Genomic DNA, 23,864 nt, shown 5'->3' with positions numbered 1-23,864 from the left:
AAGGCGCCGAGCGCGAGTTTCAGGTGGCGACGCTCGAGTTCATCGGCGAAGACGGCCAGCTGACCGGGGTCAAATGCTGCGAGGTCGACGAAAAGCGCAAGCCGATCGCCGGCAGCGAATTCGTCATTCGTGCCGATCTCGCGTTCATCGCCATCGGCTTTGCCGGGCCAGCCGCTCGCGGGCCGGTGTCGGAACTGGCCGGCCAGATGAAGATCGCCATTGACAGCCGCCGCTCGAAGAATGTCGAGGCCAATGACCGGGACTACAGGACCAGCGTCGAAAAGCTCTATGCGGCGGGCGACGTGCGGCGCGGCCAGTCGCTGGTCGTCTGGGCGATCCGCGAGGGCCGCCAGGCGGCGCGCGCCATCGATGAGGCGCTGATGGGATCGAGCGTGCTGCCGCGCTGAGTCCGTCTCGAGACCCTACTTGTGCGGCCACCTGAAGGCGCTTTCCGCCCTTCCGCTGCCCCGGGCAGCTTACGGACTGATCGCCGTGGTCGTTTCGGTTGTGGCCCCGGCCGCAGGCTGCCGCCTTGGCGGCCAAGAAAAATCGTCGGCGCGGCCGGGCGAAGCAGCGGGCGCCTTGCCCTCGACGACGAATTTTTCACCGGACCCGTCCGGCTTGGCCGGCGCTGCGGCACCGAGAAGTTCCGAACCGCCGTCGAATGCCGGTGATTGCGAGTCGGCGTCGGTAGCCGGGTCGGCGGCCTCAGTCTTTTCCTTCGAGGGTGGACTACGCTACTGGCCCAGTACCGGCAAAGCATCGAAGGAACTTTACAATCATAAAGGTACGTCACTGGTCTCGCGGCTCACCTATGACGATCTAGACGCGCATTCGAGTGAAGTCTTCTTCAACGCGATCCACAATCCGACTGGCATTTTCGTAAAGGCCTCCTCGGTGCGGGCGGCATCAGGGAGGGTTTTCTCATGACGAGGACTTCTTACGGAAATGGGGGGCTACTCAAACACATTCAGTGATCAGCGCGGGGGCGGCGTCAGCTATTTCACCGCCGATCTTGGATATAATTTCTTGAATTCACCGCGCTACCGCATCGGTGCTTTTGTTGGCAACAATTTCTGGCACGAGAGCTACGACGCTTTCGGTTGCACGCAGCAGGCGACCAACTGGGGAACCTGTGTGCCAACCGTCCCACCTACTTCAACCTCATCAGCCAGGACAACGATTGGCATTCGCTGCGACTCGGCTTGGCCGGGCAGACGCAACTCACCGAGCGACTCAGCCTTTCTGGTGACGTGGCGTTCCTCTTCACGCGGCTCGACGGCAAAGATCAGCACCACATGCGCCCCAAGATCAAGCTAATTCCCGAAGACGGCGATGGGCATGGCGTCCAGCTCGAGGCGATGTTGCGGCCGTGGCGAATAACGGCACCGCTCATTTCGAAGAGGCAATGGGCGGTCGTGGTTCCCCGCAGGCCGACGATTGGAAGGCAAAGCGCTACGGCGTTTTCGTGCAGGCTAGCATCAAGTTCAACTGAGAGAGCAAGAACCGAGGAGAGCGGCGATGCCACTCCAGCTCATTACGATCGTTGGATCAACAGAAGGAAGTTTTCCGAAGAGTTCTGCAGGCGTGCGCAAAGTCGCCAGACAAAGTTCTCTCGGTCCATAGTGTACGTGCCGTCACGCCCGTTCTCGACATGGTTGAATGATACGTCCCGCGCGATCGATCAAAGTCGTTTTTCATTGGTTTTCCGGAAATCGCGGGTAGCACAGCGTGCTGTGACCCTCGCCTGCTGGTTTTCTGTCAACGCGCAGATGAGGGAGAATGAGCGTACAGCAAAAATCATCAGTGCTGTCGCTTTCGCCAAAGCCCGCCGCAGCTAAACGGGGTCCCACGCCCGGTAGCGCCCCCTGCCGGTCACCTCACGGATGCCGAGTTCGGCACCAGCCCGAGCGCAGCGCGCTGGCTAATTTTCAGCTCGGCCGCGACCAGGCCTGCCGACACCAGCGGCCGCGCCAGCACCAGCTCGATCAGCGCCGGCAGGCTCGAGTTTTTTGCGCCGGTTCCTGAGCCGGCGCTCCATCTGGCTTTTGGCCAGCGCCTGGATGATTGCAAGGCTGAAACAGTCGATGGAACGCCCCTCCAGCGAAGCCGAACCGGACGAGGCGCGCGCGCCAGGGCCTTCGCCTGCCATCGGCACGCTGGGTTTAAGTGCTTGGGGTGACACGGCGTGATCTCCGCCGTTGGCGGGAACAGGGCAGTGCAATAGTACTGCCCTGTTCCTTTTGATCAGAGGCCAGTGCGGATTTCTTCGGCAAGCGCCCTCAACGTCGTCTCGACGTCATCGCCGTTTGCCATCTTCTGCATCGCCACGGCCCATGCGTTCATGGCTTCGCCGAAGCCGACACGCGGTGTGAAAGCCAGCGCGGCTTGATCCTGTATCTTTTTGAAGCTGTCAACGAAGTTGTTGAACTCGGGCTGCGAAGCGTACTTAGTCTAGGTATCGTCCTGCCAGGTCGACGTGCGCGGCGGATTGACGAGCTGGCCAGCAAGGGCACCCTTGAGCGCCACCTGCTTGGAGGTGGCCCACGGGATGAACAGCCAGGCCGTGCCCTTCTTTTCGGAAGCCGCGTTCATGGCGAGAGCCCAGATCCAGATGTCAGAATCCAAGCTCGTGGCGCTCGGTGCGTGCAGCGGCGGAGCGAAGGCGATCTTGCCGGATGCCGGCTTCCCCGCAACATCGTTCCAGAAGCCGAACATTTTTGAGTCGATCGTCATCGCGGTGCGGCCGGACGAGATGCCGTCCACGACCTGGTTCCAGTTATCATTGGCGAAGGAAGGAGCCGCGCACTTCTTGATCATGTCCGAATGTAGTCGTATCCAGCATCGGTAAGCTTCGGATCACTCAGGTATTTGTCCAGCAGGCGCCACTCGGAGCGAGGTCCTACGCGGGCTGAATGCCAGTGCCGAACACATCCCATGCTGGCGACTTCGTCGTCAGTTGGATCGTCATCTTGTTCCAGTAAGAATCGTCTGGGTAGAGTTCCGGCGTGACCTTGATGCCGGGTCAGCTTCTCGAACTCCGGAAAGTTGCGCAGCGAGAGCATCCGCATAGGGGTGGATGTCGTAGGCCCAAGTTATGCTGGTCCCTTCGAATTGACGCCAGTTCACGGTGTCGGCAGCGGCCGAATTAGTGAGCGATGCCGAAACGGCAAGAAACGCCAAGTCAAAAGCAAGCTGTTTGCGTAGCGACGCGCACCTGTAACGAGTACGGGGAATGAGCGACCCATGTAATCCTCCCTGGGGCATTTTGCCAATTTTTGGGTCCACTCCTCCATCCCGAGTTTGCTCATAGCCACAATAAGCGGTTTCCAACGACCTCGCTCTGAATGCACCAGGCCAACTGGGTAAAAACGGGTAACCGGCACTTAAAGGCGATGTAGTATCGCCACCAGAAATACTGCTCCGTGGTGCTGGCCTTTGCCTGGGGGCGCAACACGGCAACTACCCGCTCAAAACGGTTGGTCCTCTACCTCTTATTCACCGTCGCTTTCCTCGCGGCCTAACCCGGCCGGAATATCCGTTGCCAGAAAAAGGCCTCGCGGCCGGTTCGAGGCGCATCCCTCCTCCGAAGCAGCACGCTCAAGTATCGTCACAAGCCCCGAGCGCTTCGCGTTCGGCGATGTCCAAATTCCGACAATGTCGGATACAGTCAGATCTACTGGATTGCGTTTGAATGGTTTTCTCATTTGGCACAGTACATGCGGGTCATCCGCAAAACACGTGACCGACCAACAAGAGTTCGCATGATCACCTTACCACAACATACAGCCGCCGCGGAACAATCACTTGGCCCCTGATCGCCCGCCCCGGCACCACAACCGGAGTCATCGATGTTCTGACAGGCTGCCCAAGGATACCTGCTGCAACAGGGCTTGCCCTGGTGACGACCACTCCGGCTCCGCCGGTTACCGACGAGGGCAAAGTGACGGATTTCCTGCTTTTCAACGGCATGGAGGTGGCTGTCATTCCCGACCACCGCGCCGCTCGTCACCGATATGGTCTGGTGCAGGATCGGCAGCGCGGATGAGCCGCCGGGGATATCTGCATGTCTTCGAGCATCTGATGCTCAAGGCGCCTCATGACGAGCACGGCTCCGTCGCCTGGAGAGATTGAACCCAAAGGGAGATTCAGATGTCTGAAGCGAATCAGGAAAAGTTGGACGCATTCTTGGGGAAAATGGTCGGCGATCTCGGTGCGATCGCAACGGGCGCGGGAGTCCTGCTGGGGGACAGACTCGGCCTGTTCAAGGCATTGCGCGAAGGCGGCAAGATGACGGCCGCCGAACTTTCGACACGCACCGGCACCCAGGAACGCCTCGTAAGGGAATGGCTTTCCGGGCAGGCGGCGGCGGGTTACGTCGACTACGATGAAGCGAGCGACAAATTCTATCTCAACGCCGAGCAAGAGCTGGTGTTCGCTGATGAAGACAGCCCGGCCTTCATGGCAGGCGCATTCGAGTTCCTGTCCGCGCTGTGGCTCGATGAAGAAAAGGTGAGGCAGGCATTCCAGTCCGGCAAGGGCGTCGGGTGGCACGATCATAGCGCGTGTCTGTTTCGCGGTACGGAACGGTTCTTCCGTCCAGGCTACAATGCCAATCTGATCGACTCCTGGCTGCCGGCCTTGGAGGGCGTCGTCGAGAAGCTCGAACGCGGCGTGGACGTCGCGGATGTTGGATGCGGTCATGGTGCATCGACCGTGCTCATGGCACAGGCCTTCCCCAATTCGCGCTTCGTCGGCTTCGACTATCATGCCCCCTCGATTGAGCGCGCCCGCAAGGCGGCCGAGGTAGCCGGCGTCGGCGTTAACACGCGGTTCGACGTGGCGGCCGCCAAGAGCTATCCCGGAACGTATGACCTCGTCACATTCTTCGATTGCCTTCACGACATGGGCGACCCGACGGGCGCCGCCACCCATGTCCACGGATCGCTCAAGCCGGACGGCACGTGGATGATCGTCGAGCCGTTCGCGCATGATCATCTGGCGGCGAACCTCAATCCCGTCGGCCGCGTTTACTATGCCGCTTCCACTTTCGTGTGCACGCCCGCATCCGTGTCGCAGGAAGTCGGGCTCGCGCTTGGAGCCCAGGCCGGTGAGGCGAGGCTGCGCAAGGTTGTGACCGGCGGCGGCTTCAAGCGATTGCGTCGCGCCGCGGAGACACCGTTCAACATGGTGCTGGAGGCCCGCCCTTAGCGTGGCCGTCGCCAGAAATTGCAGCTCATCGCATTTGATTGAAGATCACCGCCAAAAATCCGGACGCATCGGGGACATTTTCAAGGCGCCTGGGTTCACGCAGAGGTCGCTGCCGAGTTGTGTGCCAAGAGTCCCATACGTTGCGGCTCAGAAAGGACCCGACGCACGGCTACGAACATGCCCATAGTGATGGCCGCTATAATCACATATGCCCACCATGGCGCGTTCACAAAGCTGGTAAGCCACGTCGCACCGAACGCGCTTACGACAAAAACGAGAGCCTCGATAAAATGACTGAGCCTGTACACATTCAGTCGTCTCATCCTCATACCACCCATCCAAAGACTGAGCTTGTTGCGCTACTGCGACAGAGCCTAACATATTGGAGAGCGCTCACTATTTCTATGCTAAACAGTCTCGCCTGAGTATATGTTTTGAGTCGCTAATTATGGAATTCTGCCAGTCTGCATTTCCCCTGATCTGATGTAGAGCAGCTTCTAAGTGGGAATTAGTCCCCCATCGACCGGATCGGGCGACACGAACATGCGCTGAAGGCTTGGCGGAACGGCTACTGGGACCATGATGCTACTCGAATGCAAGATCGTGTCAGAACGTCCCGGGAAGGCTGCAGGCAGGGGATGTCAGGTCAATCAGCCTATAGATATGATACCGCCCATTCGCTGAGACTTCACGATGGGCATAGGAGGTGGGAATTCGTGCCTTGAGATGGACGCGGCTGTCGGAGCAGGCGAGCACGGCAGCAGCGATGGCCTGAACCTTCGGGCCGCTGACAAAAACGTTCACCACCGCACGCGAGCCGAACCCGTCGAGATACGTCTCGAAAGCATCGAGGTGGGCCATCAGCCCGAAAGCCTGGATGTCGCGAACTTCGCCATCTTCGAGCCGGTGGGTTTCACGTACCTTGGCCACCTGTTGATCGAGCAAAGCATCGATATGCGCATTCTTCTCGCTTCTTGGGACGAGGAGCGAGATCCGTTCCGGACTGACGATATCGATCAATCCGTAGAATACGTCGGCATCTCCTCCGATCCCCACGAGCAGGACTTTCTCTTCGCCCATTCCTCCGCTGCCTTGAAGATGAGGGACGGTGACGTATCGGTCCAAGCCGCTGGAAAAATCCTCTTTGCCGATCGCGTTCCCGTAGATACCTTCGGCGTACCCGAATTCGAGAGACTGAATCGACATTTTCTTGAATGCCACCGCAATCAGCCATTGGATGTAGATTCGCGGCATCGTCGAGCACTCGACGAAAACCTTCCGCAGGCTTCCTTCGTATGAGCCACATGAAGCGGCCATCTGAGTGAGCAGGTGATCGAGGAGATTGATGTTCTTCTGATACTCGATGGAAGGCTCGAGGGTGATCGCAGTCACTTCGACGCCCCATCGGGTACCCATAGCGATGAGCTTTCGCCGGTTTTCTTCGACGGCTGGGACGTTCGCTTCCTTCAGAGCAAAGTCCAGAACCACGATTTTGCCGACCTTCAGGTCAAGATGGTTTTCGAACGCGGCGAAACGCGTTTCCCATCCAAGCGCGACGATCGCGATATCTGCCTCCATCGTTTCGCAGGTACCTGCATCTCTCGCCTTCTCAGTGACGGCCAGATGGCCGAAGACTCGATACTCGACAGTTGAAGCGGTCATTCGAGATCGCTCTCGAAAAGCGAGTGCTGGAATTCGGTCTTGAGTGCGGGCCGCGCGACGAGCTCCTTAAACACCGAGTCGGCCCAGTCTTCTGGGAGCCGATGCCTGGTAAAAAGCAGGTCGACCATCTGCGCCGCAGGGATTGTGTTGATTTCGTACGGGCCGCGATAGGAGAACCCGAAGTAAGGTGCAAATCGCCGATGCAATCTGATCAGCATCTCCTTCGATGCGGGGTCGGCGCGGTCCACCTCAAAGTTGCCGGCGGCGGAGACCTCCCGGATAAACCCATCCCTTTCCGCCCGACGCAGGACCTCGTCCAGTTTTCCGCTGGGTTGCTCCAGTCGGTTCACCAGCGAGCGCATTTCCTTTAGATCAACCCTGAAAATGCCTCTCTCTGTCGTTCCTAGAGCATTTTCTTCGGCAAACTCTGTCTGGAGGCGAGCGGTCAGGTAACCCAACGCCCGCACCATGCGCACGCTCTCTTCTTCGTACGGATGTGAAAGCGCCTGAAGTCCATCAAGCTTCCGTTGAGAGGCGGCGTTCACAGCCTGTCTCTGCTGTTCGAGATGAATCTGTAAATCCGAGTTGATGAATTCCACCAGTTTTCGTGGATCACTGGAACTCGGAACACTGCGGCGGAAGATCTCTCCCATTATATCAAGGAAATCGCGTATACAGACGTCGCTCAATGATGTGATGATCTGGTGCCCTACGTACGGGTAGTCATGCAGACGCAGCATCTGGCACGCTTTCAGAAAAGCCCATCCCTGTTTCCGGGCGATCGACCTCTTCAGATTTGAAGCATCCGCCTTGCTCATGGGCCGGCGCTTGATTTCCGGGTTCATGAGCGCGAGCGCCAGCCCTTCGGCATAAGGGCGCGCTTTTCGATCAAGAAGGAATTGCTGCTGATCCGCCGTCCTCAAATTCACGGAGAGGAATTCACGTGCTGCATCAGCGAGTGCCACAAGCTCTTCTCTGCCCTCGGAATGACCCGATATGATAACCCGCTCGATGATGTCATTGACGGAAAGCCGCCCCAGCCGGTTTTTGAGCGAAAACGCGCTGAGCGCATCGTTGCGCTTGAGATCACTCCGCAGATGGTCAGGAAGCGCATAGTAGAGCCGAAGCGACGACACGTTCTCGCACAGCGTGGCGAACTCCCTCGGATCGACTGAATCAAGATTCTCGACGTCCCGGTCAGCATTCGAGAGCGACTGGCCGGGTATGATCGTCCGGATCGTGTCGTAAAGGCCGCCGATGTAGGCGAGGACCCATTTCACATTGCCGCGCGTCTTCCTCACCAAGGTGTTCAGGAACTGCTGTTGGAGCGGTGTCAGTGCCTCACAGTCGTCAATCAGGATCTTGAAGAAGGGCGCCCTGTCACCGGCGAAAGATGGGCCATTTAAAAGTGGGGTGATCGCGGTCGCGACCTTGTTAATGATCGCGCCAGGGTCTGTCGCTCTGAAGCCGGTCGCTCCCTCATCGGCGGCAAAGAAGAACGCGTTGAAGCATTCGTCGACGTACCGGGTTATCCCACCCCGCAGCTCATCTATGCTGAAGAAGTCGAGACGGGCAGGTTGGGGTATGAAGTGCAGCACTTCGCGATGCAGTGCCAAGGCGACGTCCCTATCTTCAGAGGCCCGGTATTTCAAGTGGCTGTCGCGTCTGAGCTGGCTGATGCTCTCGAGCAGGCGTTCGACTATCTTCAGCTCCAGATAGTGAGAGAAGATTACGAATTGCCGCGGGATCACGGCGGCCGTGTCGAAGCGTATCCGCTCCGGAATGAGGTTCAGAACCGCGTTGTCGATTAGGGGCGAAAATGTCTCATTGAGCTGGAAGAAGACGCCATACCAGCCGAGCTTGCCGACTTGGTCCGCGAGACTTTTGTCTTCGAGGATATGAACTGTGGAAAGCGAGCGAAGAATACTGGTCTTGCCGCTGCCTCTCGTCCCTGCGACGAAGACCGGCTTGGCGGCGGCAGAAATCAAGGCCGACTTCTGACTGAACCACAGTATCGGGCGACTTTCGTACTCGATCCTGTTGGGGCCGAACGGATTCTCCATCTCTATTCGTCCCTTACCTTAATGCGCCAAGCCGAGTTTGCCTTCGTGAGGCCGTCTATCTCGACGAAGCGCGCCGCTTGGAGCATCAGAAGAGAGTCTTCCAAATCTAGCCCGAGCTCGGCGGAGGCGGCAATCTCAGTGATCTCGTCCCAGAAGAGTAACCCATTCCCGCGCCTGGTGGCATGGTCGCGCAGTCGGCGCATCAGGTCAAACGTGTCGTTGTTCAGAAAGGCCTTGCCGTTGGACATAGTCGAGATGAAGCAATGTTCGCCTTCCATGACCGTCCCGTCGGCGACATTGGTGCGGTAGGGTATAAGTCGGATGCCGACGAGCTCTCCCTGGTGCTGAGATGCAGATCAATTTGCCGTCCGGAAACCTTGGATCGTTGACGATCTCGACCGGATCGGCATGTATGTGTCCATGCAGGTAGACGATAGGCTTGTTGCCCTGCAGCAGCTGAGTTCTGACAAATCCGCTGTTGAGCATCTCCGCGTATGGCGTAATGCGCGGAGTCTTTTGTGGCAGCAGATTGTGATGGCCGATCATGATGCCGTAACGCATGTCGGGCTGCTGGAGCAATTCCTGTAGGCCTGCAAGCATCTCACGCGAGATGTATGGCGTGTCCATCTGACCGTAATACTCGTCGTCGGACGCCTCCTTGTCTGGATCGCTGGGAGGTGTCGCGGGCGAATGTCCCGAGGTGTCCGGCGAGCCGAGATCTACAGGTTCTGTAGAAGGACCGAGTGCCTCGAGACGATCACGAAGGAACGCGGGAAGGTTCTGAAGCTCCCAACTGCCTATCGCTGTGTTGACGAGGATGAAGTTTGCGCCTGCGGATCCTGTCGGAAGTCTGAAGTGCACGGGTTGGTCCACGGGAACGGTCTGCCAACCCAAGCGGGCGGCTAAACTCGCCATTTCGCTGAATTTCTCAGTCGGTCCAAGTTCGCGCGCGTCATCACGGTTCACATCGTGATTTCCCGGTACGAATATCAACGGAAGCGCCTTTGAACTGCGCCCCTGTGCGCGGCAGAGCAACGTGAAATGCTGGAATGCCGAAGCAATGAAAGTCTTGTCGCCACGGCTCGTGAAATCCCCCATGAAGGCGATCGAATCCAAGGGCTTCGAAGTCGTCAGCCGCCGAAGCTTCGTCAAGACGGCACGCAGCGAAGACGCGCGTAGCTTCTGCGTTATTTTCGGAGCGAACTTGCTATCCTTGGCATCGATGTTGCTAGAGGAAGGATGCCAATCCGGATAGTGAATATCGCCTACTTGAAGGATTCGCACCCGTCGCATAACTCGCCCCCCCGCCGAGAGCCATAGACTAATCCGTTCGCTTTTGCCAAGCGCGAAACGATCATCCGACCGCATCGCCTGGAAAGCGCGTTTATCTTTTTGTTGGTAATGGAGAGGCACGACGCAATTGTGCCCCCGGTTGCTTGTCTGCCCACCAAATGGGCACTCAATCTGGGCGCATGGCTTATGATTTCTCGAGTTTGTCCCATAACGAGTTTGAGGATTTGGCCCGCGACCTCGTAGGTCGCGAGATCGACAAGCGTTTCGAGGCCTTTCCCGAGGGACCGGACGACGCGATGGATGGTCGACATGCCCTTGCCGGCGGCGACATTGTGCAGGCGAAGCACTACCAGCGGTCAGGCTTCTCGGCGCTGAAATCCAAGATGAAGAGCGAGCGCACAGCCATTGATGGCTTGGCGCCCTCGCGATACTTCCTCGTCACGTCGGCTTCGCCCGCGGCAGGCGGACACCGGCATGCGCAGCAGGATGAAGCCAGTGAGGGCCAGTAATACACGACAATAGTCATTAGGCTAGAGTACAGTCGCCTTGGGAGGCTGTTCGAATTCAATCCGGCGCTTTTCGGCATCCTTTTTTCGTTTGGTGGTGTCGATACGATATTGGTCAATTCCATCAAGATCGCTCTTCATATCGTTTGGTGTTGGAACTGGAATGGCCTTGGCGGACGCCATGTCATGTCCAGAACGCTCCGAAACTCGCTTCATGGCCCAATAGATTCGCTTGTGGTCTTCGTCCTCGACCACCACACCCTTCAGGCTCTGTGTCTTGACATCGCTGTTAAATCGCTCGACGACTTTACCGAGCAGGATTTCTTCAACGAGCCTCTCCCAGGTTTCCCGAAGATCGCTGTAGAAATCCTTCGCTGACCTTCGCCAAGCATCGGTGGTGAAATCAGTGGCGCCGTCGAAGCTCTTCAGGCGCGTCTTGAGAGTCTCGATGCGCTTCGTGACAGACTGTGCGATCCACGGCTCGTCAGTTTCGCTAATCAAGCCAAAACCGGCAGATTCGGACTTGTTGATGTAGTTTCGAACAAGGGGAATCGGCGGATTGGCCTGCGCAGCTGCGTCAACCACCTCGTTGAAGAACAGAAGATTATGGGTGAAAATAATAATCTGACGTCCTGTGGCCGCTTCTTTTACGAGCCTTGCCGCGACCCGCCTGATCCGAACATGGTCGAGAGATGACACGGGGTCGTCGATGATCATGCCTTGACGCGATGTGTCTCCTCCGACCTCGGCTAAGAAACAGGCCAGGGCAAGCGCGCGCTGCTCTCCTTCGCTTAAGACCTTGCTGTTTGAGATCGCTTTTGCCGCGTTGAGCCCGACCTCGAAATAGCTCTGCCCATCTTGACTACGATCATTAACTGCGAACGGGATGTGCGTTAACGCCAGAGTCTCAATCTCGGCGACGACGCGCTTTTCGAGATCCTGCATGACGAGGCTTCGTCGAAGCGACGTCATCTGCCGTGACACCGAGCCTGTTTCGACAGCATCGCAGCATGAGAGAAGCTTGCGCCGCTCTTCGAGATTCGCCAAGCGCGCGAGAACGATGGTGAGATCGTCGCCCAGTTTTTTCCGATCCTTGAGTGTATCGCGACGAGCTCGATCGGTAGCGCGGTTCCCGTCGTCGGCCGCTGCCTTGTCGTCCGTCAGCGCTTCGGCCTCTAGCGCCTCCGCCTCCGTTCGGAGTTTCGATGCAACTGGCGCCGCAAGTTGCGGGAACGCAGCGTACTCGGACAGCGCAGCCGCAACGACAATTGCATCACGCCTTTTACCTGCCTCGACATAATATGCCGAGATCAGGGCCACCATCGCCTTGCGTGCGGCGGACAGATCGCCAAACTCTCCGAGAGCCGCCTCAACCGCCTCCCCGGTCGCAATGGTGAGTCCTTTGATTTGGCGCAGGGCCTCTTCATGGGCAATAGATGCGACTTGCGCCGCCTTATTTGCGGCGCCCGTTACGAAGTCATTGAAGGATTGGATCCGCCCCGCGGCGTCCGCCGTCATCGGCTCCTGGCAGAGCATGCAACGATCGCCTTCCTGATCTGGCAAGTGCTGATGATCGATGCCAGTGACGCTCGCTAAATAGGCTCGTGCATGGTCGAACATATACCGCCAGGGAGAAAGCCCAACGCCGCTCAACGGCATAGTCGCGAACGCTCCTGAGGCGGCAAGTTGTGCAGCCTGCGCTGTAGAATCGGCTGTTGCATATAGATTGCGATAAATCTCGAGGGCCGCCGCTGAGAGAGCCGCGTCGATCTGTTCAGATGCAGTCAGCAGTTTTTCCAAGGCCGCCTTGGCACGCCGACGCTTTGTCGCCATCGTTGAAGGGTCGCTTGCCAGAGCCTGTTCGAGGCCAGCGAGATCAGCCATGTCCTGCTCTGAGAGGGCAGCGAGGTTTTTGATTTCGGCTGCGGAAGGCATCACGTCCTTTGACTTGATTTCGAGACGAGCCAGCAGCTTTACGACCGCGCCGGCAGCTGTGTACCCACTCGGCAATGGTGTCTTTAGGTTCTTTTCGATCGCTTTGATTTCTTCCCGGAAGTCGGCTTCGAGCTCGGTGCGGTGACGTCCATGGCTTTCGAGAAGCGCGATGGCTGCGGGCAGAAAACCGATACGGTTTTGCTTATCGACGTAGAGGCGAGCGTTCGCGGAGTCGAAAACGGAGATCCGTGCAATTGACGCGGGGGGCAGCGTTCCGTCCTTCCAGGTTATGGGGGTCGGTTCCGTAGCACCCTCTTCGAGAAACCGGACAAGCACTTCGGCTGGCGGTTTGGTGCCGATCTCGAACACGTTGCCAAGAAGATCATCCGCCGTCAGACTACGGCAAAGCTTCTTCGCGATCCGGCAATAGCCGCTCTTTCCGCTTCCATTGTCGCCGTAGATAATGGTGATGCCATCGGTGGCGAAACGCAGTTGCTGCTCTTCGGCGAGGCGGTTCAAATGCTTGACGGGGCCGAGTGAGCAAAGCACCGCGCGCGGCTCGTTCGAACTGTTGGCCCTCAAATGCTCCGCCGAGAGCGGAGAGCATTCGGGCAGATCAGCGGTAAATCCACCGACGTGGCGGACCCGAGCTGTTACACCGGCCTTATCCTCCTGCTCGAGGTTGAAGCCCGGCCGCGCGGCGTGTCTTCTTAAGGCATCCCTAATCCAGTCGGGCTGCTTATCCGCCCATTCCAAAAGTCCAACCTCGGCCATTCCTGCCCCCCGAATCTTACCATCATTATACTTATTGATCTGTCCAGATTCGATGAATTCGCTTGTCTGGACAAATTTTCCTCGCGATCGCACATAGAGTGCTGGAGATGTACCAAATAAATGACCTCCCCCCGCGCCGCTAGGTCAGCAAACAAATGCTTCAGCGATCAAACGTCTCCACAACGACATCAGCAATCAAAGGCATTGGACCGCGCGCACGAATTTAGGTAGCCGGCAACGCGTACGAGGAGATAGAGCTGGAAGTGCGTGCCTTTCGATAGTCTATGGGCGGAATTCGACCGCCTCACCGATAGGCCGATCGAGGTTCGCCGTCACTGTCGGGCTGGGTCCGAGTCCGCGATAGGCGCCACGACAGCGCTCGCGATAGGCGCGCAACGCTTGGTCCATGGCGCCCGGACCGCCACACATTTGCGGATGACGTCCTGCCCGTCTTGGGTTTCAGCAGCGTGCGCCGGCGCTCCGATTTCCGCGACTTTTGGATCCCCTCCAATCGTGACGACCGATTATCGCCTGTCTCCATTTCGACCGTTATCTGGGCGGTAACACTTTTAGAAATCTATGCTGCTGGACATAAGCGGCGACCATACCGAGAATTTACTTTCAAATTCTGGCGGCAAAGTTCTATCGTAAATGAAAATAGGGGATGGGGTATGGAAACGAGTTCGGAGACTGGCGATGCTGCCGGTATATCAGCCGCGCCCGTAATAGAAGTCGTGGCGGACATCGCCGCCAGCTTTACATATGCGTCCTTCCAAAATGCTATTCCGGTGATCCGGTCTATCGCGCTCAACAACCCGACCCAGCAGGGTTTCGAAAAATGCACTCTCGAGCTGACATCGAACCCCCCTTTTTTGCGCGCCAAAAGCTGGACAATTGATCGGATCGTTGCTGGCGACCGGCTTCCCTTAAGCGATCGAAAAATCGATCTCGACGCCGGCTATCTGGCCGGTCTCAACGAGGCTGAGCGCGGGGAGATAACGTTGCGCCTAACCTCAGGAGGCGCAGTGCTGGCCGAGCAGCGCGTTGCGGTGCGCCTGCTTGCCCGCGACGAATGGGGTGGCGTCGTCGATATGGCGCAATTGCTCGCCGCATTCGTCATGCCGAACGACCCGGCGATCGCAGGACTGCTGCGTTCCGCAGCGGAGCTGCTCGCAGCGCATGGTCATCCTTCCAGCCTCGATGGCTATCAAAGCGGCAATCCGCAACGCGCATTCATGCTGGCGGCCGCAATTTATTCGGCCATTGCTGGCCTATCGCTGCATTATGCAGAGCCACCTGCGAGCTTCGAAAGCCGCGGCCAAAAAATTCGACGTCCCTCAATTATTACGGCAGAAAAGCTGGCAACCTGTCTCGATACCAGTCTGTTATTCGCGTCCGCCCTGGAGGCGACGGGCTTGCATCCCGTCGTTTTGATGTTTCAGGGACACGCGGCCGTCGGCGTCTGGATGACACAAAGGACGCTCGCCAACGCCATTGAACCCGATGCCATGGAGGTCCGCAAGGCGCTGGCATCGCGCGAACTCATCGTGTTTGAGACGACAGGCGTGACGCATCGGCCGGCGATGACGTTGGAGGCTGCCCAACACGCAATCGAACAGCGGCTCGACGAAACGCAGGTAGCCACCTTTGTCGCAGCCATCGATATACGCCGCTCGCGCAGCGGCGGCATCACACCGCTTGCTTCGCACGAACCGACGCGCCGCAGCGTGGATGCAGAGGTGGCAACCGAAATCGCGTTGCCGTTGCCAGCCGCACCGGCCGTGGTAGCCCTGCCGGTCGAGATCGTCGAGGTAAAGCCGACGACAGCGGCCGGACGGATCGACCGCTGGCAGAAAAAGCTCCTCGATTTGACACTGCGGAACCGCCTGCTCAATTTTCCGGACTCCAAGAAGACAATTCCGTTTCTTTGTACTGACGTCGGCTACCTCGAGGACCGTCTGATGGCAGGCGCTTCGATCCGGCTGATTTCGCTCCCCGAACAGAATCCACTGGGCGAGCGGGATGCTGTCCTCTATCGCGAGGTGCACGGACGTGACCTCCAGCGTGGCTTTGCCGCGGAAGCGCTTCTGCGCGACGAGCTCCCGTCGACGCTCGATGGGCGTCAATTGGAATCCCGGCTGATCGATCTTTACCGGCAAGTGCGCAACGATTTTGCCGAGGGCGGCGCGAATACGCTCTTCCTGGCGGTCGGCTTCCTGCGCTGGAAGAAGAAGGCCGAGGACGAGCGCAGCTATCGCGCGCCATTGCTGCTCGTACCGGTCAAAATCGAGCGCCGCAGCGCAACATCGCATTTTACCTTGCGCTTCCATGAAGATGAACCGCGATTCAACGCAACCTTGTTGCAGTTTCTCGAACGCGACTTCGAGCTCAAACTGCCACAGTTTTCCGGTGAGCTGCCCGAGGACGAAAGCGGCGTTGATGTGCCGAGGCTGCTCGGTCTTATGCGCCAGGCAGTGCGCGACGTCCCCGGCATGGAGGTGGTGGACGAGACGGCGCTGTCGACCTTTTCCTTCGCCAAGTTTCTCATGTGGAAGGATCTGGTCGAGCGTACCGATGCGCTGCGCGAAAACCGTGTCGTGCGCCATCTGATCGACACGCCGGAGATAGCTTTCGAGGGCAATGGCGCATCATTCCGCGACGAGCGCGAACTCGACCGGCACTATGCCCCGTCCGACATGGTTTTGCTGCTGCCGGCCGACTCCTCACAGACCGCCGCAAGTCTTGCCGCCGCTGAGGGTCGCGATTTTGTCATCATCGGTCCTCCCGGCACTGGCAAGAGCCAGACCATTGCCAACATGATTGCCAACTGTCTTTCAGTTGGCAAAACCGTGCTGTTTGTGGCCGAGAAGACGGCGGCGCTCGATGTGGTGTATCGCCGCCTGCGCGAACATGGCCTGGGCGCGCATTGTCTCGAACTCCATTCCAGCAAGGCGGACCGACGCAACTTTCTCACCCAGCTCAGGATCAGCTGGGAAAGCGGCGTGCGCGTGGACGCAGCGGAGTGGATTGCGATCAACGAGCGGCTTCGCGTCCGTCGCGACGAACTGAATGCCTATGTCGAAGCGCTGCATCGGCACCATGTCAATGGTCTGACGCCTTATCTGGCGCTCGGCATCGCTCTCAAGAACAAGCGGCAGCACGCTCCGAGATTGTCCTGGCCATCGCGCGATTCCCATGACGAGGCAAACCGGCTGGCGCTGGAGCATATTGCCGCCGAAACAGGTCTCGCATTTCAGTCGGTGGAGATGCGGTCGGTCTTGCGTCTTATAGATGTCACCGAGTGGACGTCAGGCTGGCAGGACAATTTGCTCGAAGGGGCAAAGACCCTCAAGAATGCGTCCGAGGTTCTAGCGACCGCACTCGACGCCTTCCTGGTGAGCATCGGCCTGCGCGCCAAAGGCGACGCGTCAAAAGCGGAGCTCGAAGCGCTGCGAAAACTAGCAGCGGCACTCCAGGACAGTGCCGGCTATGACGTCAGCATTGTCTTTGATCGAGATTTCGCCCAGTTGCGGGGAGCCCTCGCCACTCTCAATGAGGCAATCGGAGACTATCGCAAGTCTCGCAAGGACCTGTCGGCCCGCTATGACGAGGCTGCCGTTGCGCGCATACGGGTGGAGGACATAGAGCAGCAATGGCAGCAGGCCGCTTCTGCATTCTGGCCAAACAGTCAGTTGGGCAAACGCAAAGTCCAGAAGCTGCTTCAAGGCTATGTCACAGAGGGGGTAGCCGATCCTCAGCACGACTTGCTGCTGTTGCGCCTGATGCAGGACCGCCGGGCCACTGTCGAAGCCAACATCCTATCTGGGAAGCCGATCGGATTTGCCGCACTTGATACCGACACCCACCGTATCGATCAGATACTCTCGATGGCCGAAAGGCTTCGACAGACGCTACGCCTGCCCGGCCTCGGCACGGAGGATTTCAAAGCGCTCCTGCAAGCAACCGCCCCGAGCCTGCGAAGCGGTGCAGCAGATAGCACGATGCGCTATGGGGCAGCCCGCTTCCTTGCGGCTTCTGCAGCATTCGAGGCTGCCAAGACCCAATTTGCGATCCCTGCTGGAAAGACGCCTTCTTGGGCAGAACATGATAACCCGCTGACCGAATTGACGACTGCGATGGGAGACTTGCTCGACGCCCGTCATCTTCTCCGGGACTGGACTTCGTGGTGCGGCATTCGTCGCAGGGCTGTCAGTCACAATCTGGGAGCGTTGGTCGACGATATCGAGGCGGGTCTAGTGCGACCAGCTGAAGCTCAATCCGCGTTCCGCCTGGCCTATGTACGCTGGTGGCTGCCGGCCACGCTGGATGCCGATCCGGTGCTGCGGAATTTCCGTCGCTTCCAGCACGAGCACGCCATCGAAGATTTCCGGGAAATCGACGATCTTGTCCGCGCTCAAGCAAGCCTTCGCGTCATCAGTGCCATCGCTCATGGTTTGCCGGCTGTGCAAGGCGTCCCGCGCAATTCCGAGTTGGGCCTGTTGCGCCATCAGATGGAATTGCAGCGGCCCAGCCGGTCAATCCGCGAGATGATTGGCGCGATGCCGACGAGCTTTGCCAAGCTCGCGCCGTGCATGCTGATGTCCCCTCTTTCAATCGCTCAATATCTACCGCCCGACCAAGCCCTGTTCGACGTGGTGATTTTCGACGAAGCATCGCAGATCACCACCTGGGACGCCGTCGGTGCCATCGCGCGAGCCCATCAAACCATAATCGTAGGCGATCCCAAGCAGTTGCCGCCCACCAATTTCTTTGGCCGCAACGAGGAGGACGAGGAAGTCGTCGAACACGAAAAGGATCTTGAGAGCATTCTCGACGAAGCCAAAGCGGCCGGCATCCCGGTACGTGACCTGCGCTGGCATTATCGTAGCCGCAATGAGTCGCTGATCGCCTTTTCCAACCATCACTACTATCAGAACCGGCTCATCACATTCCCTTCGCCAACGGTGGAAGATCGGGCAGTTCAGCTGCGAAAAATCACGACCGGCATCTATGACCGTGGCAAAAGCCGCACCAATCGAATCGAAGCCCAAGCGGTAACCGACGAGGCGGTCAGCAGGATGCTGCGTTGGCTGGCCCTACCGGAAAAGGACCGACCCACGCTCGGAGTCATCACTTTCAACGCGCAACAGCAGTCGCTCATCCTCGACCTTTTCGACAAGGCACGCCAGACAGAGCCGGAGCTTGAATGGTTCTTTGCCGACGAGCGTATTGAGCCCGCCATCGTCAAGAATCTGGAAAATGTCCAAGGGGACGAGCGTGACATAATCCTGTTTTCGATCACCTTTTCGCAAGATAATGCCGGCAAGCGCAGCATGGATTTCGGCGCGCTGAATCGGGACGGCGGCGAACGCCGGCTGAATGTCGCGGTGACGCGTGCGCGGCAGGAACTGATCGTATTTTCAGGTTTTGCCGCCGACCAGATCGACCCCAACCGAACCAAAGCGATCGGCGTACAGCATCTCAAAGCCTTTCTCGATTTTGCCGAACGCGGCGCTGTGGCATTGCCAGCGCAGGAACGCGGATCGGTCGGAGCCCTGGAATCCCCTTTCGAGGAGGCCGTCGCTGCCGAGCTTGAGAAGCGCGGATGGACCATCGTTCCTCAAGTCGGCATTTCGGGCTTTCGAGTGGATATAGGGATCCGGCATCCCGATCTCGCCGGCGCCTATCTGGCTGGGGTCGAATGCGACGGCGCGACCTATCACAGTTCTGCCACGGCGCGAGATCGAGACAAGGTCCGCGAGCAGGTCCTGCGCGGCCTCGGGTGGAACATTGTCCGGGTATGGTCAACCGATTGGTGGTTTGATCTCGAAGGTTGCACCGAGAGGCTTCATGCCAGCCTGGCCGCGCTGCTCGAGGAAAGCCGTCGCAAACAGGCTGAACAACAGGAAAGTGAAGCCGCGATCCATTGGGACATGGGACATAAGGTCGACCCCATGGACCCATTGCCAGCCGAAGACCTAGCATCGGCCGGCGAACCGGAACATCCGTCGATAAAATCAGAGCCAGAACTTGTCGCCGCTCCCCTCGCGACGGGAGAGCGCCCATCGGCATCTGCAGGAATTTTGCCTGCGGCCGCGCATTCGACGCATGATACCGTACCGACGGGCGGCCGTTATCGCCTGACTGATCTAACCGGATTTTCCACCAGCCCGGATCAGTTTTATGACTTCGTCTACCGAGGCACGCTGCGGTCCATGGTCGACGCGGTGATCGAGCAGGAAGGACCTCTGCGAGAAGACGTCCTTGCGCAGCGCATCGCACGGGCGCATGGCTGGCTCAGAACGGGCAACAAGATTCGGGAGCGGATCGACCTGCATCTGCGCGAGTTCGATAGAACTGAAGAATCCAGCGGCAGCTTCCTATGGAAGAGAGGGACGGTGGTCGACCTGCTTGATTATCGCATGCCGTTCGATGCCGATGCCCGCCGGTCCATTGCCGACATTCCAATCGCCGAGCTGGCCGCTGTCGTCGTTGCGAACGAGGACATTCTGGAACAGTCCGACCCCGCTCTCGACCTTGCACGTCTGCTCGGTGTCGAGCGACTTGCGGCGATTTCACGCTCCCGGCTGGATGAAGCCATCGATCGCGCCCAGCGCAACCTGGCATCGACATAGTCTCGGAGACTCCATGTTTCGATTCATCCACAGCTCCGATCTTCATATCGGCAAGCGGTTCGGCAACATGCCAGAGGATCTGCGCGGGCGGCTCCGTGAAGCGCGCCATGGCGCGATCAGCCGGCTGGCAGAGCAGGCACGCGTCCATGGTGCATCCACCATACTTCTGGCCGGCGATACGTTCGATACCGAAACGCCCACTCCAGCGATGTTGCGGCAGGCCATGGCCGAGATGAGCCAGAGCGCGCCTCTGCGCTGGATATTGCTGCCTGGCAACCATGATTCCCTGTTGGCTGATCAATTGTGGAGTGCAGCGGACAGCGTTGTGCCGGACAATGTCCTGCTGGCGACGCGGCCCGAAACCCTGACCATTGGCGCGGACGTGGCGCTGCTGCCTGCACCTTGCACCACCCGCAGACCCGGTCGCGACCTTACCGAGTGGATGAACAGCGCCGCGACGCCGCAAGGCGCCATCCGGCTCGGCCTTGCTCATGGCGCTATTCAGAACTTTTCCGAAGATTCAGCAGCGTCCGATGTCATTGCACCAGATCGCGCGACCAAGGCCGGCCTCGATTATCTGGCACTTGGCGACTGGCACGGACCCGTCACCATCAATGAGCGCAGCCGTTATAGCGGTGCGCCCGAACCTGACCGTTTCAAGCATGATACACCCGGTCAGGCCCTTGTCGTTTCCATTGCCGGGCCTGGCGCCGTGCCCGAGATCGTGGCCGTTGAAACAGCTAGCTTTTCCTGGAAAACCGCTCCCCTGCATCTGCTGTCTGGCGACGACAGCGCCGCGGCATTTGAAGCGTTGCTTCCACCGGCTCATCTGCGGCGTCAGACTTTGCTGCGAATTGCCGCGTCTGGCCGGGTGCGGTTAAGTGGGCGAACGATCCTTCAAGCGGCGATCGCGGTAGCCGCGCCCGACTTCGCCTATCTGGAACTGGACGGGGACGGGCTCGCGACCGACTGCGAAAGTGGCGATTTGGATCGGATCGACCGCTCTGGTGCCCTTCGCGAGGCAGCGCAGGCACTGTTGGATGAAAGCAGCGACGAAACCCGGTCGGCTGTCGAACGCGACATATCGCGAGAAGCACTGGTTCGGTTGTTCAGCTATTGCGAGGCGATGGGATCATGAAACTTACGGCCCTTCGGCTCCACAACGTCAAACGGTTCGCCGGGCAAGGCGTCGCCATCGAAAACATCGGCGACGGCGTCAACGTGCTTTGCGCGGTCAATGAGTTCGGCAAATCAACCTTCTTCGAAGCGCTGCACGCACTCTTTTTCCAGCCTCACACGGGCACACCCGAAGGCGTGCGACTGTTGCGGCCTTATAGTGGGGGCAATCCGGTGGTGGAGGCCGACATCACCACTTCAGAAGGACGCTATCGACTTGCCAAGCAGTTTTATGGCGGCAGGCTGGCCAGCGTTATTGACCTCGACGGCGGGCGACTGTTGGCTCAAGCCGATGAGGCCGAAGCCTTTATCGGCAAACTAATCCATGGCGGAAGCGCAGGACCGGCAGGATTGCTCTGGGTTCGCCAAGGGGTCACCGGCATCGAAAGGCGCAGCAAAAGCGAGGAGGACGGCGAAAAACGCGTGCGCGAAAGCCTACTGTCCTCGGTTCAGGGGGAAGTTGAAGCCCTGACCGGCGGGCGACGCATGGCCGAAATCGCCGCGGCATGTGAAGAAGAACTCTATAGCCTGGTTACGTCAACGCTGCGTCCCAAGAGCGGCGGTCTCTATGCGGCAGCGCTCGACGAGCGTGACAAGCTGGTGAAAGACGAGCAGCGTCTCAGCGCCGAAGTCACCGGTCTGCGCGATTCGCTCGACAAGCGGCGCATGGCGTTGGCGCGTCTGTCTGAGCTTGAAAACCCCGAAGAAGGCGCCACTCGGCGGGAAGCCATCTCGGCCGCGGAAGCCGCAGTCGAGGCCGCCAAATCGCACAGCGAAGCCTTGAAAGCCGCCGAGGCGGAAGCTGCCCTTGCCGCAATTCACCACGACGCGGCGCAGCAGGCCCTCGATAGTTTTCGGACCGCGCTCAAACGAGCCACGGATTTGCGCCAGCAGTCGACGATTGCGCAGCTTCGCCGCAGTGAGGTTCTCGATCGGCGCGCTTCTGCCATTGCCGAAAACGAACAAGCGATGGGCGAAGTTCAAGCAGCCGAACTGGAAGAGCGCGAAGCACGCGAATTGCTCGCGCGGCTGGATGCGACTCTTTTGGCGCGTGACGCTGCCGAACAACTGGCCGGCTCGGACAACCGGTTGAAACAAGCCGAAGTCGCCAGAACCCAGATCGAAGATGGAGAGGCAGCACTGGCGATGCTGGCGGTGCCGGAACAAGCTGTCGAGCAACTCCAGGCGCTCGAAATCGAGATCGCCAGCCTTCGTGCAGCTCACCTGGCAACCTTGCCGACGCTATGCATGGAATACCGGGACGGCGCCGCCGATTTGGTGACCATCGATGCCAAGCCCTTGCCCCATGCAGAAGACCAAAGCTTTGCTGGCACCGTACGCCTGGATATTGCCGGCATCGGAGCCTTGACCCTGCGATCGAATCGGCCGCAGCAGGCCGACCGGACCATCGAAGACGCCGAAGCGAAGCACCGCAGCCTGCTTGCGTCCCTCGGTGTCGATAGCCTCAGGACGGCACGCCAGCGCCTAGTGGAAGCGCGCGACAAAGCTACCGAACTGGGCTTGGCGCGTCAGCGACTTGCCGATCTCGCGCCCAAGGGGATACAGCAATTACACGAGGAGCTTGCTCGTCTGAGTGCCCTCGGGGCCGGGGACCTCGAACTCAAAGTCGATCCAGAACAGATCCGGCAACATCATGCCGCAGCCGAGCAGCGTGTGGCGACAACACGCAACAGCGTGCGCGAGGCCTTGCCTTTGCGCAGCCATGCCGACGAGGCTGTCATGGCTGCGGAGACGGCTTATGTCACCATCCAGGCGGAACTGACCAGCCTCGAGGTCATATTGGGACCCGATGCAGCGCGCGAGGAAAAGGGGCGCTTGCTGCTCACCGAGGCCACCGCACGACAAAAGCTGCGCGAAGCGGCCGAAATGCGCGCTGCTCCCCTGCGCGACGGCGCTCGCGATCTCACCAGCGCTGAAGCCGTTCTGCGCCGCGCCCGTTCGGTTCAGGATGCCGCCACACAGGAAGCAAGTCAGTTGCGTGTAACCCTGGCCGATCTCAATGGCCATATTCGCACTCGGTCCGACGACGCGGTGGAAGAAGCTTTGCGCGAGGCCACAGAAAAATTGGAAATCGCTGGAGAGCGAGCGAGACGCTTCGAATTCGAAAAAGCCGTCCTCGACCGGCTGCGCACGACGCTGGTCGCTGCGCGCTCGACGGCACGCGATCTTTATCTGAAGCCGGTCATGTCCGAGCTGCGACCGCTGCTTGGATTGCTATTCGATGACATCTCCATAGTGTTCGACGAGAACACACTGTTGCCACAGACCGTTCGCCGCAATGGTCAGGATGAGGATGTCGATAGGTTGAGTGGCGGCATGCGAGAACAGCTTTCGGTTCTGACACGTCTGGCCTTCGCCCGTTTGCTTGCCCGCGACGGCCGACCCACACCGGTTATCCTGGATGACGCTTTGGTTTATTCCGATGACGACCGCATCGAGCGCATGTTCGACGCTTTGCATCGTCAATCACACGATCAGCAGATTCTCGTTTTCTCCTGCCGCCAACGCGCGTTTGCAAAACTCGGCGGTAACATTTTGCAGATGAGCGACTGGCAACCGGGTCGGTCATAAGCGGAGATCGCGCAGCC

The 23,864-nt window shown here is 59.0% G+C and carries 12 protein-coding genes and 3 pseudogenes; 8 read left to right on the top strand and 7 right to left on the bottom strand.

The features are described from left to right. Nucleotides 1-407: FAD-dependent oxidoreductase (locus EOD15_RS00590; RefSeq protein ID WP_185928962.1), on the top strand; the 407-nt coding region annotated here is incomplete at its 5' end. 69 nt (nt 408-476) lie between these two features. Here the strand turns inward: EOD15_RS00590 and EOD15_RS36460 are convergent. After that, nucleotides 477-671, bottom strand: a pseudogene (locus EOD15_RS36460) (DUF459 domain-containing protein); the annotation flags it as partial. 432 nt (nt 672-1,103) lie between these two features. Here EOD15_RS36460 and EOD15_RS00580 point away from each other — a divergent pair. Continuing rightward, nucleotides 1,104-1,841, top strand: coding sequence for a hypothetical protein (locus EOD15_RS00580; RefSeq protein WP_127322442.1), 738 nt, complete (start codon nt 1,104-1,106; stop codon nt 1,839-1,841). Here the strand turns inward: EOD15_RS00580 and EOD15_RS35610 are convergent. Next, nucleotides 1,838-2,056 (bottom strand): annotated as a pseudogene (locus EOD15_RS35610) (helix-turn-helix domain-containing protein); the annotation flags it as partial. The gene EOD15_RS00580 and the pseudogene EOD15_RS35610 sit on opposite strands and share 4 nt — an antisense overlap. 398 nt (nt 2,057-2,454) lie before the next feature. Next, a complete protein-coding gene (locus EOD15_RS36455) occupies nt 2,455-2,820 on the bottom strand; it encodes an extracellular solute-binding protein (RefSeq protein WP_245454714.1) in 366 nt (121 codons plus the stop codon). 1,054 nt (nt 2,821-3,874) lie between these two features. On the opposite strand from EOD15_RS36455, the pseudogene EOD15_RS00565 reads away from it, so the two are divergent. Together EOD15_RS00565 and EOD15_RS00560 are read left to right on the top strand one after the other, a co-directional pair. Further along, a pseudogene (locus tag EOD15_RS00565) lies at nt 3,875-4,095 on the top strand (insulinase family protein); the annotation flags it as partial. A gap of 57 nt (nt 4,096-4,152) precedes the next feature. Continuing rightward, nucleotides 4,153-5,211 carry a class I SAM-dependent methyltransferase gene (locus EOD15_RS00560; protein WP_024504268.1) on the top strand — a complete coding sequence of 353 codons (1,059 nt, stop codon included), beginning with the start codon at nt 4,153-4,155 and terminating at the stop codon, nt 5,209-5,211. A gap of 606 nt (nt 5,212-5,817) precedes the next feature. On the opposite strand, the gene EOD15_RS00555 is transcribed toward EOD15_RS00560, so the two are convergent. From EOD15_RS00555 to EOD15_RS00545, 3 genes are all read right to left on the bottom strand, one after another. After that, nucleotides 5,818-6,873, bottom strand: a complete 1,056-nt coding sequence (locus tag EOD15_RS00555) for a hypothetical protein (protein ID WP_126057630.1) — start codon at nt 6,871-6,873, stop codon at nt 5,818-5,820. After that, complete coding sequence (locus EOD15_RS00550) at nt 6,870-8,936, bottom strand: hypothetical protein (RefSeq protein WP_126057629.1); 2,067 nt, start codon at nt 8,934-8,936, stop codon at nt 6,870-6,872. Before EOD15_RS00550 ends, EOD15_RS00555 begins: the two co-directional genes overlap by 4 nt. Nucleotides 8,937-9,143: 207 nt before the next feature. Next, the gene (locus EOD15_RS00545) at nt 9,144-10,349 is read right to left on the bottom strand and encodes a metallophosphoesterase (protein WP_127319045.1); all 1,206 of its coding nucleotides are present in this window, start codon (nt 10,347-10,349) and stop codon (nt 9,144-9,146) included. A 104-nt stretch (nt 10,350-10,453) separates the two neighbouring features. Here EOD15_RS00545 and EOD15_RS00540 point away from each other — a divergent pair, with 104 nt between their 5' ends. Further along, the gene (locus tag EOD15_RS00540) at nt 10,454-10,738 is read left to right on the top strand and encodes a hypothetical protein (protein WP_185928960.1); all 285 of its coding nucleotides are present in this window, start codon (nt 10,454-10,456) and stop codon (nt 10,736-10,738) included. A 21-nt stretch (nt 10,739-10,759) separates the two neighbouring features. Here the strand turns inward: EOD15_RS00540 and EOD15_RS00535 are convergent, their stop codons facing one another. Beyond that, on the bottom strand, nt 10,760-13,444 hold the full coding sequence (locus EOD15_RS00535) for an AAA family ATPase (RefSeq protein WP_126063811.1): 2,685 nt from the start codon (nt 13,442-13,444) through the stop codon (nt 10,760-10,762). A gap of 671 nt (nt 13,445-14,115) precedes the next feature. Here EOD15_RS00535 and EOD15_RS00530 point away from each other — a divergent pair. From EOD15_RS00530 to EOD15_RS00520, 3 genes are read left to right on the top strand one after another with little or no spacing between them, the layout of a single operon-like run. Continuing rightward, a complete protein-coding gene (locus EOD15_RS00530) occupies nt 14,116-20,079 on the top strand; it encodes a DUF3320 domain-containing protein (protein ID WP_127319047.1) in 5,964 nt (1,987 codons plus the stop codon). A gap of 13 nt (nt 20,080-20,092) precedes the next feature. Continuing rightward, nucleotides 20,093-21,217, top strand: coding sequence for a DNA repair exonuclease (locus EOD15_RS00525; protein ID WP_126057626.1), 1,125 nt, complete (start codon nt 20,093-20,095; stop codon nt 21,215-21,217). Then, on the top strand, nt 21,214-23,847 hold the full coding sequence (locus EOD15_RS00520) for an ATP-binding protein (RefSeq protein ID WP_126063810.1): 2,634 nt from the start codon (nt 21,214-21,216) through the stop codon (nt 23,845-23,847). The genes EOD15_RS00525 and EOD15_RS00520 overlap by 4 nt, the downstream gene beginning before the upstream one ends. The last annotated feature ends 17 nt before the right edge of the window (nt 23,848-23,864 follow it).

Source organism: Mesorhizobium sp. M7A.T.Ca.US.000.02.2.1 (assembly GCF_003996995.1).
In the GTDB taxonomy this organism is placed as follows: domain Bacteria; phylum Pseudomonadota; class Alphaproteobacteria; order Rhizobiales; family Rhizobiaceae; genus Mesorhizobium.
The sequence above is the reverse complement of the archived record's forward strand: the minus strand, read 5'-3'. Positions and strand labels throughout refer to the sequence as shown.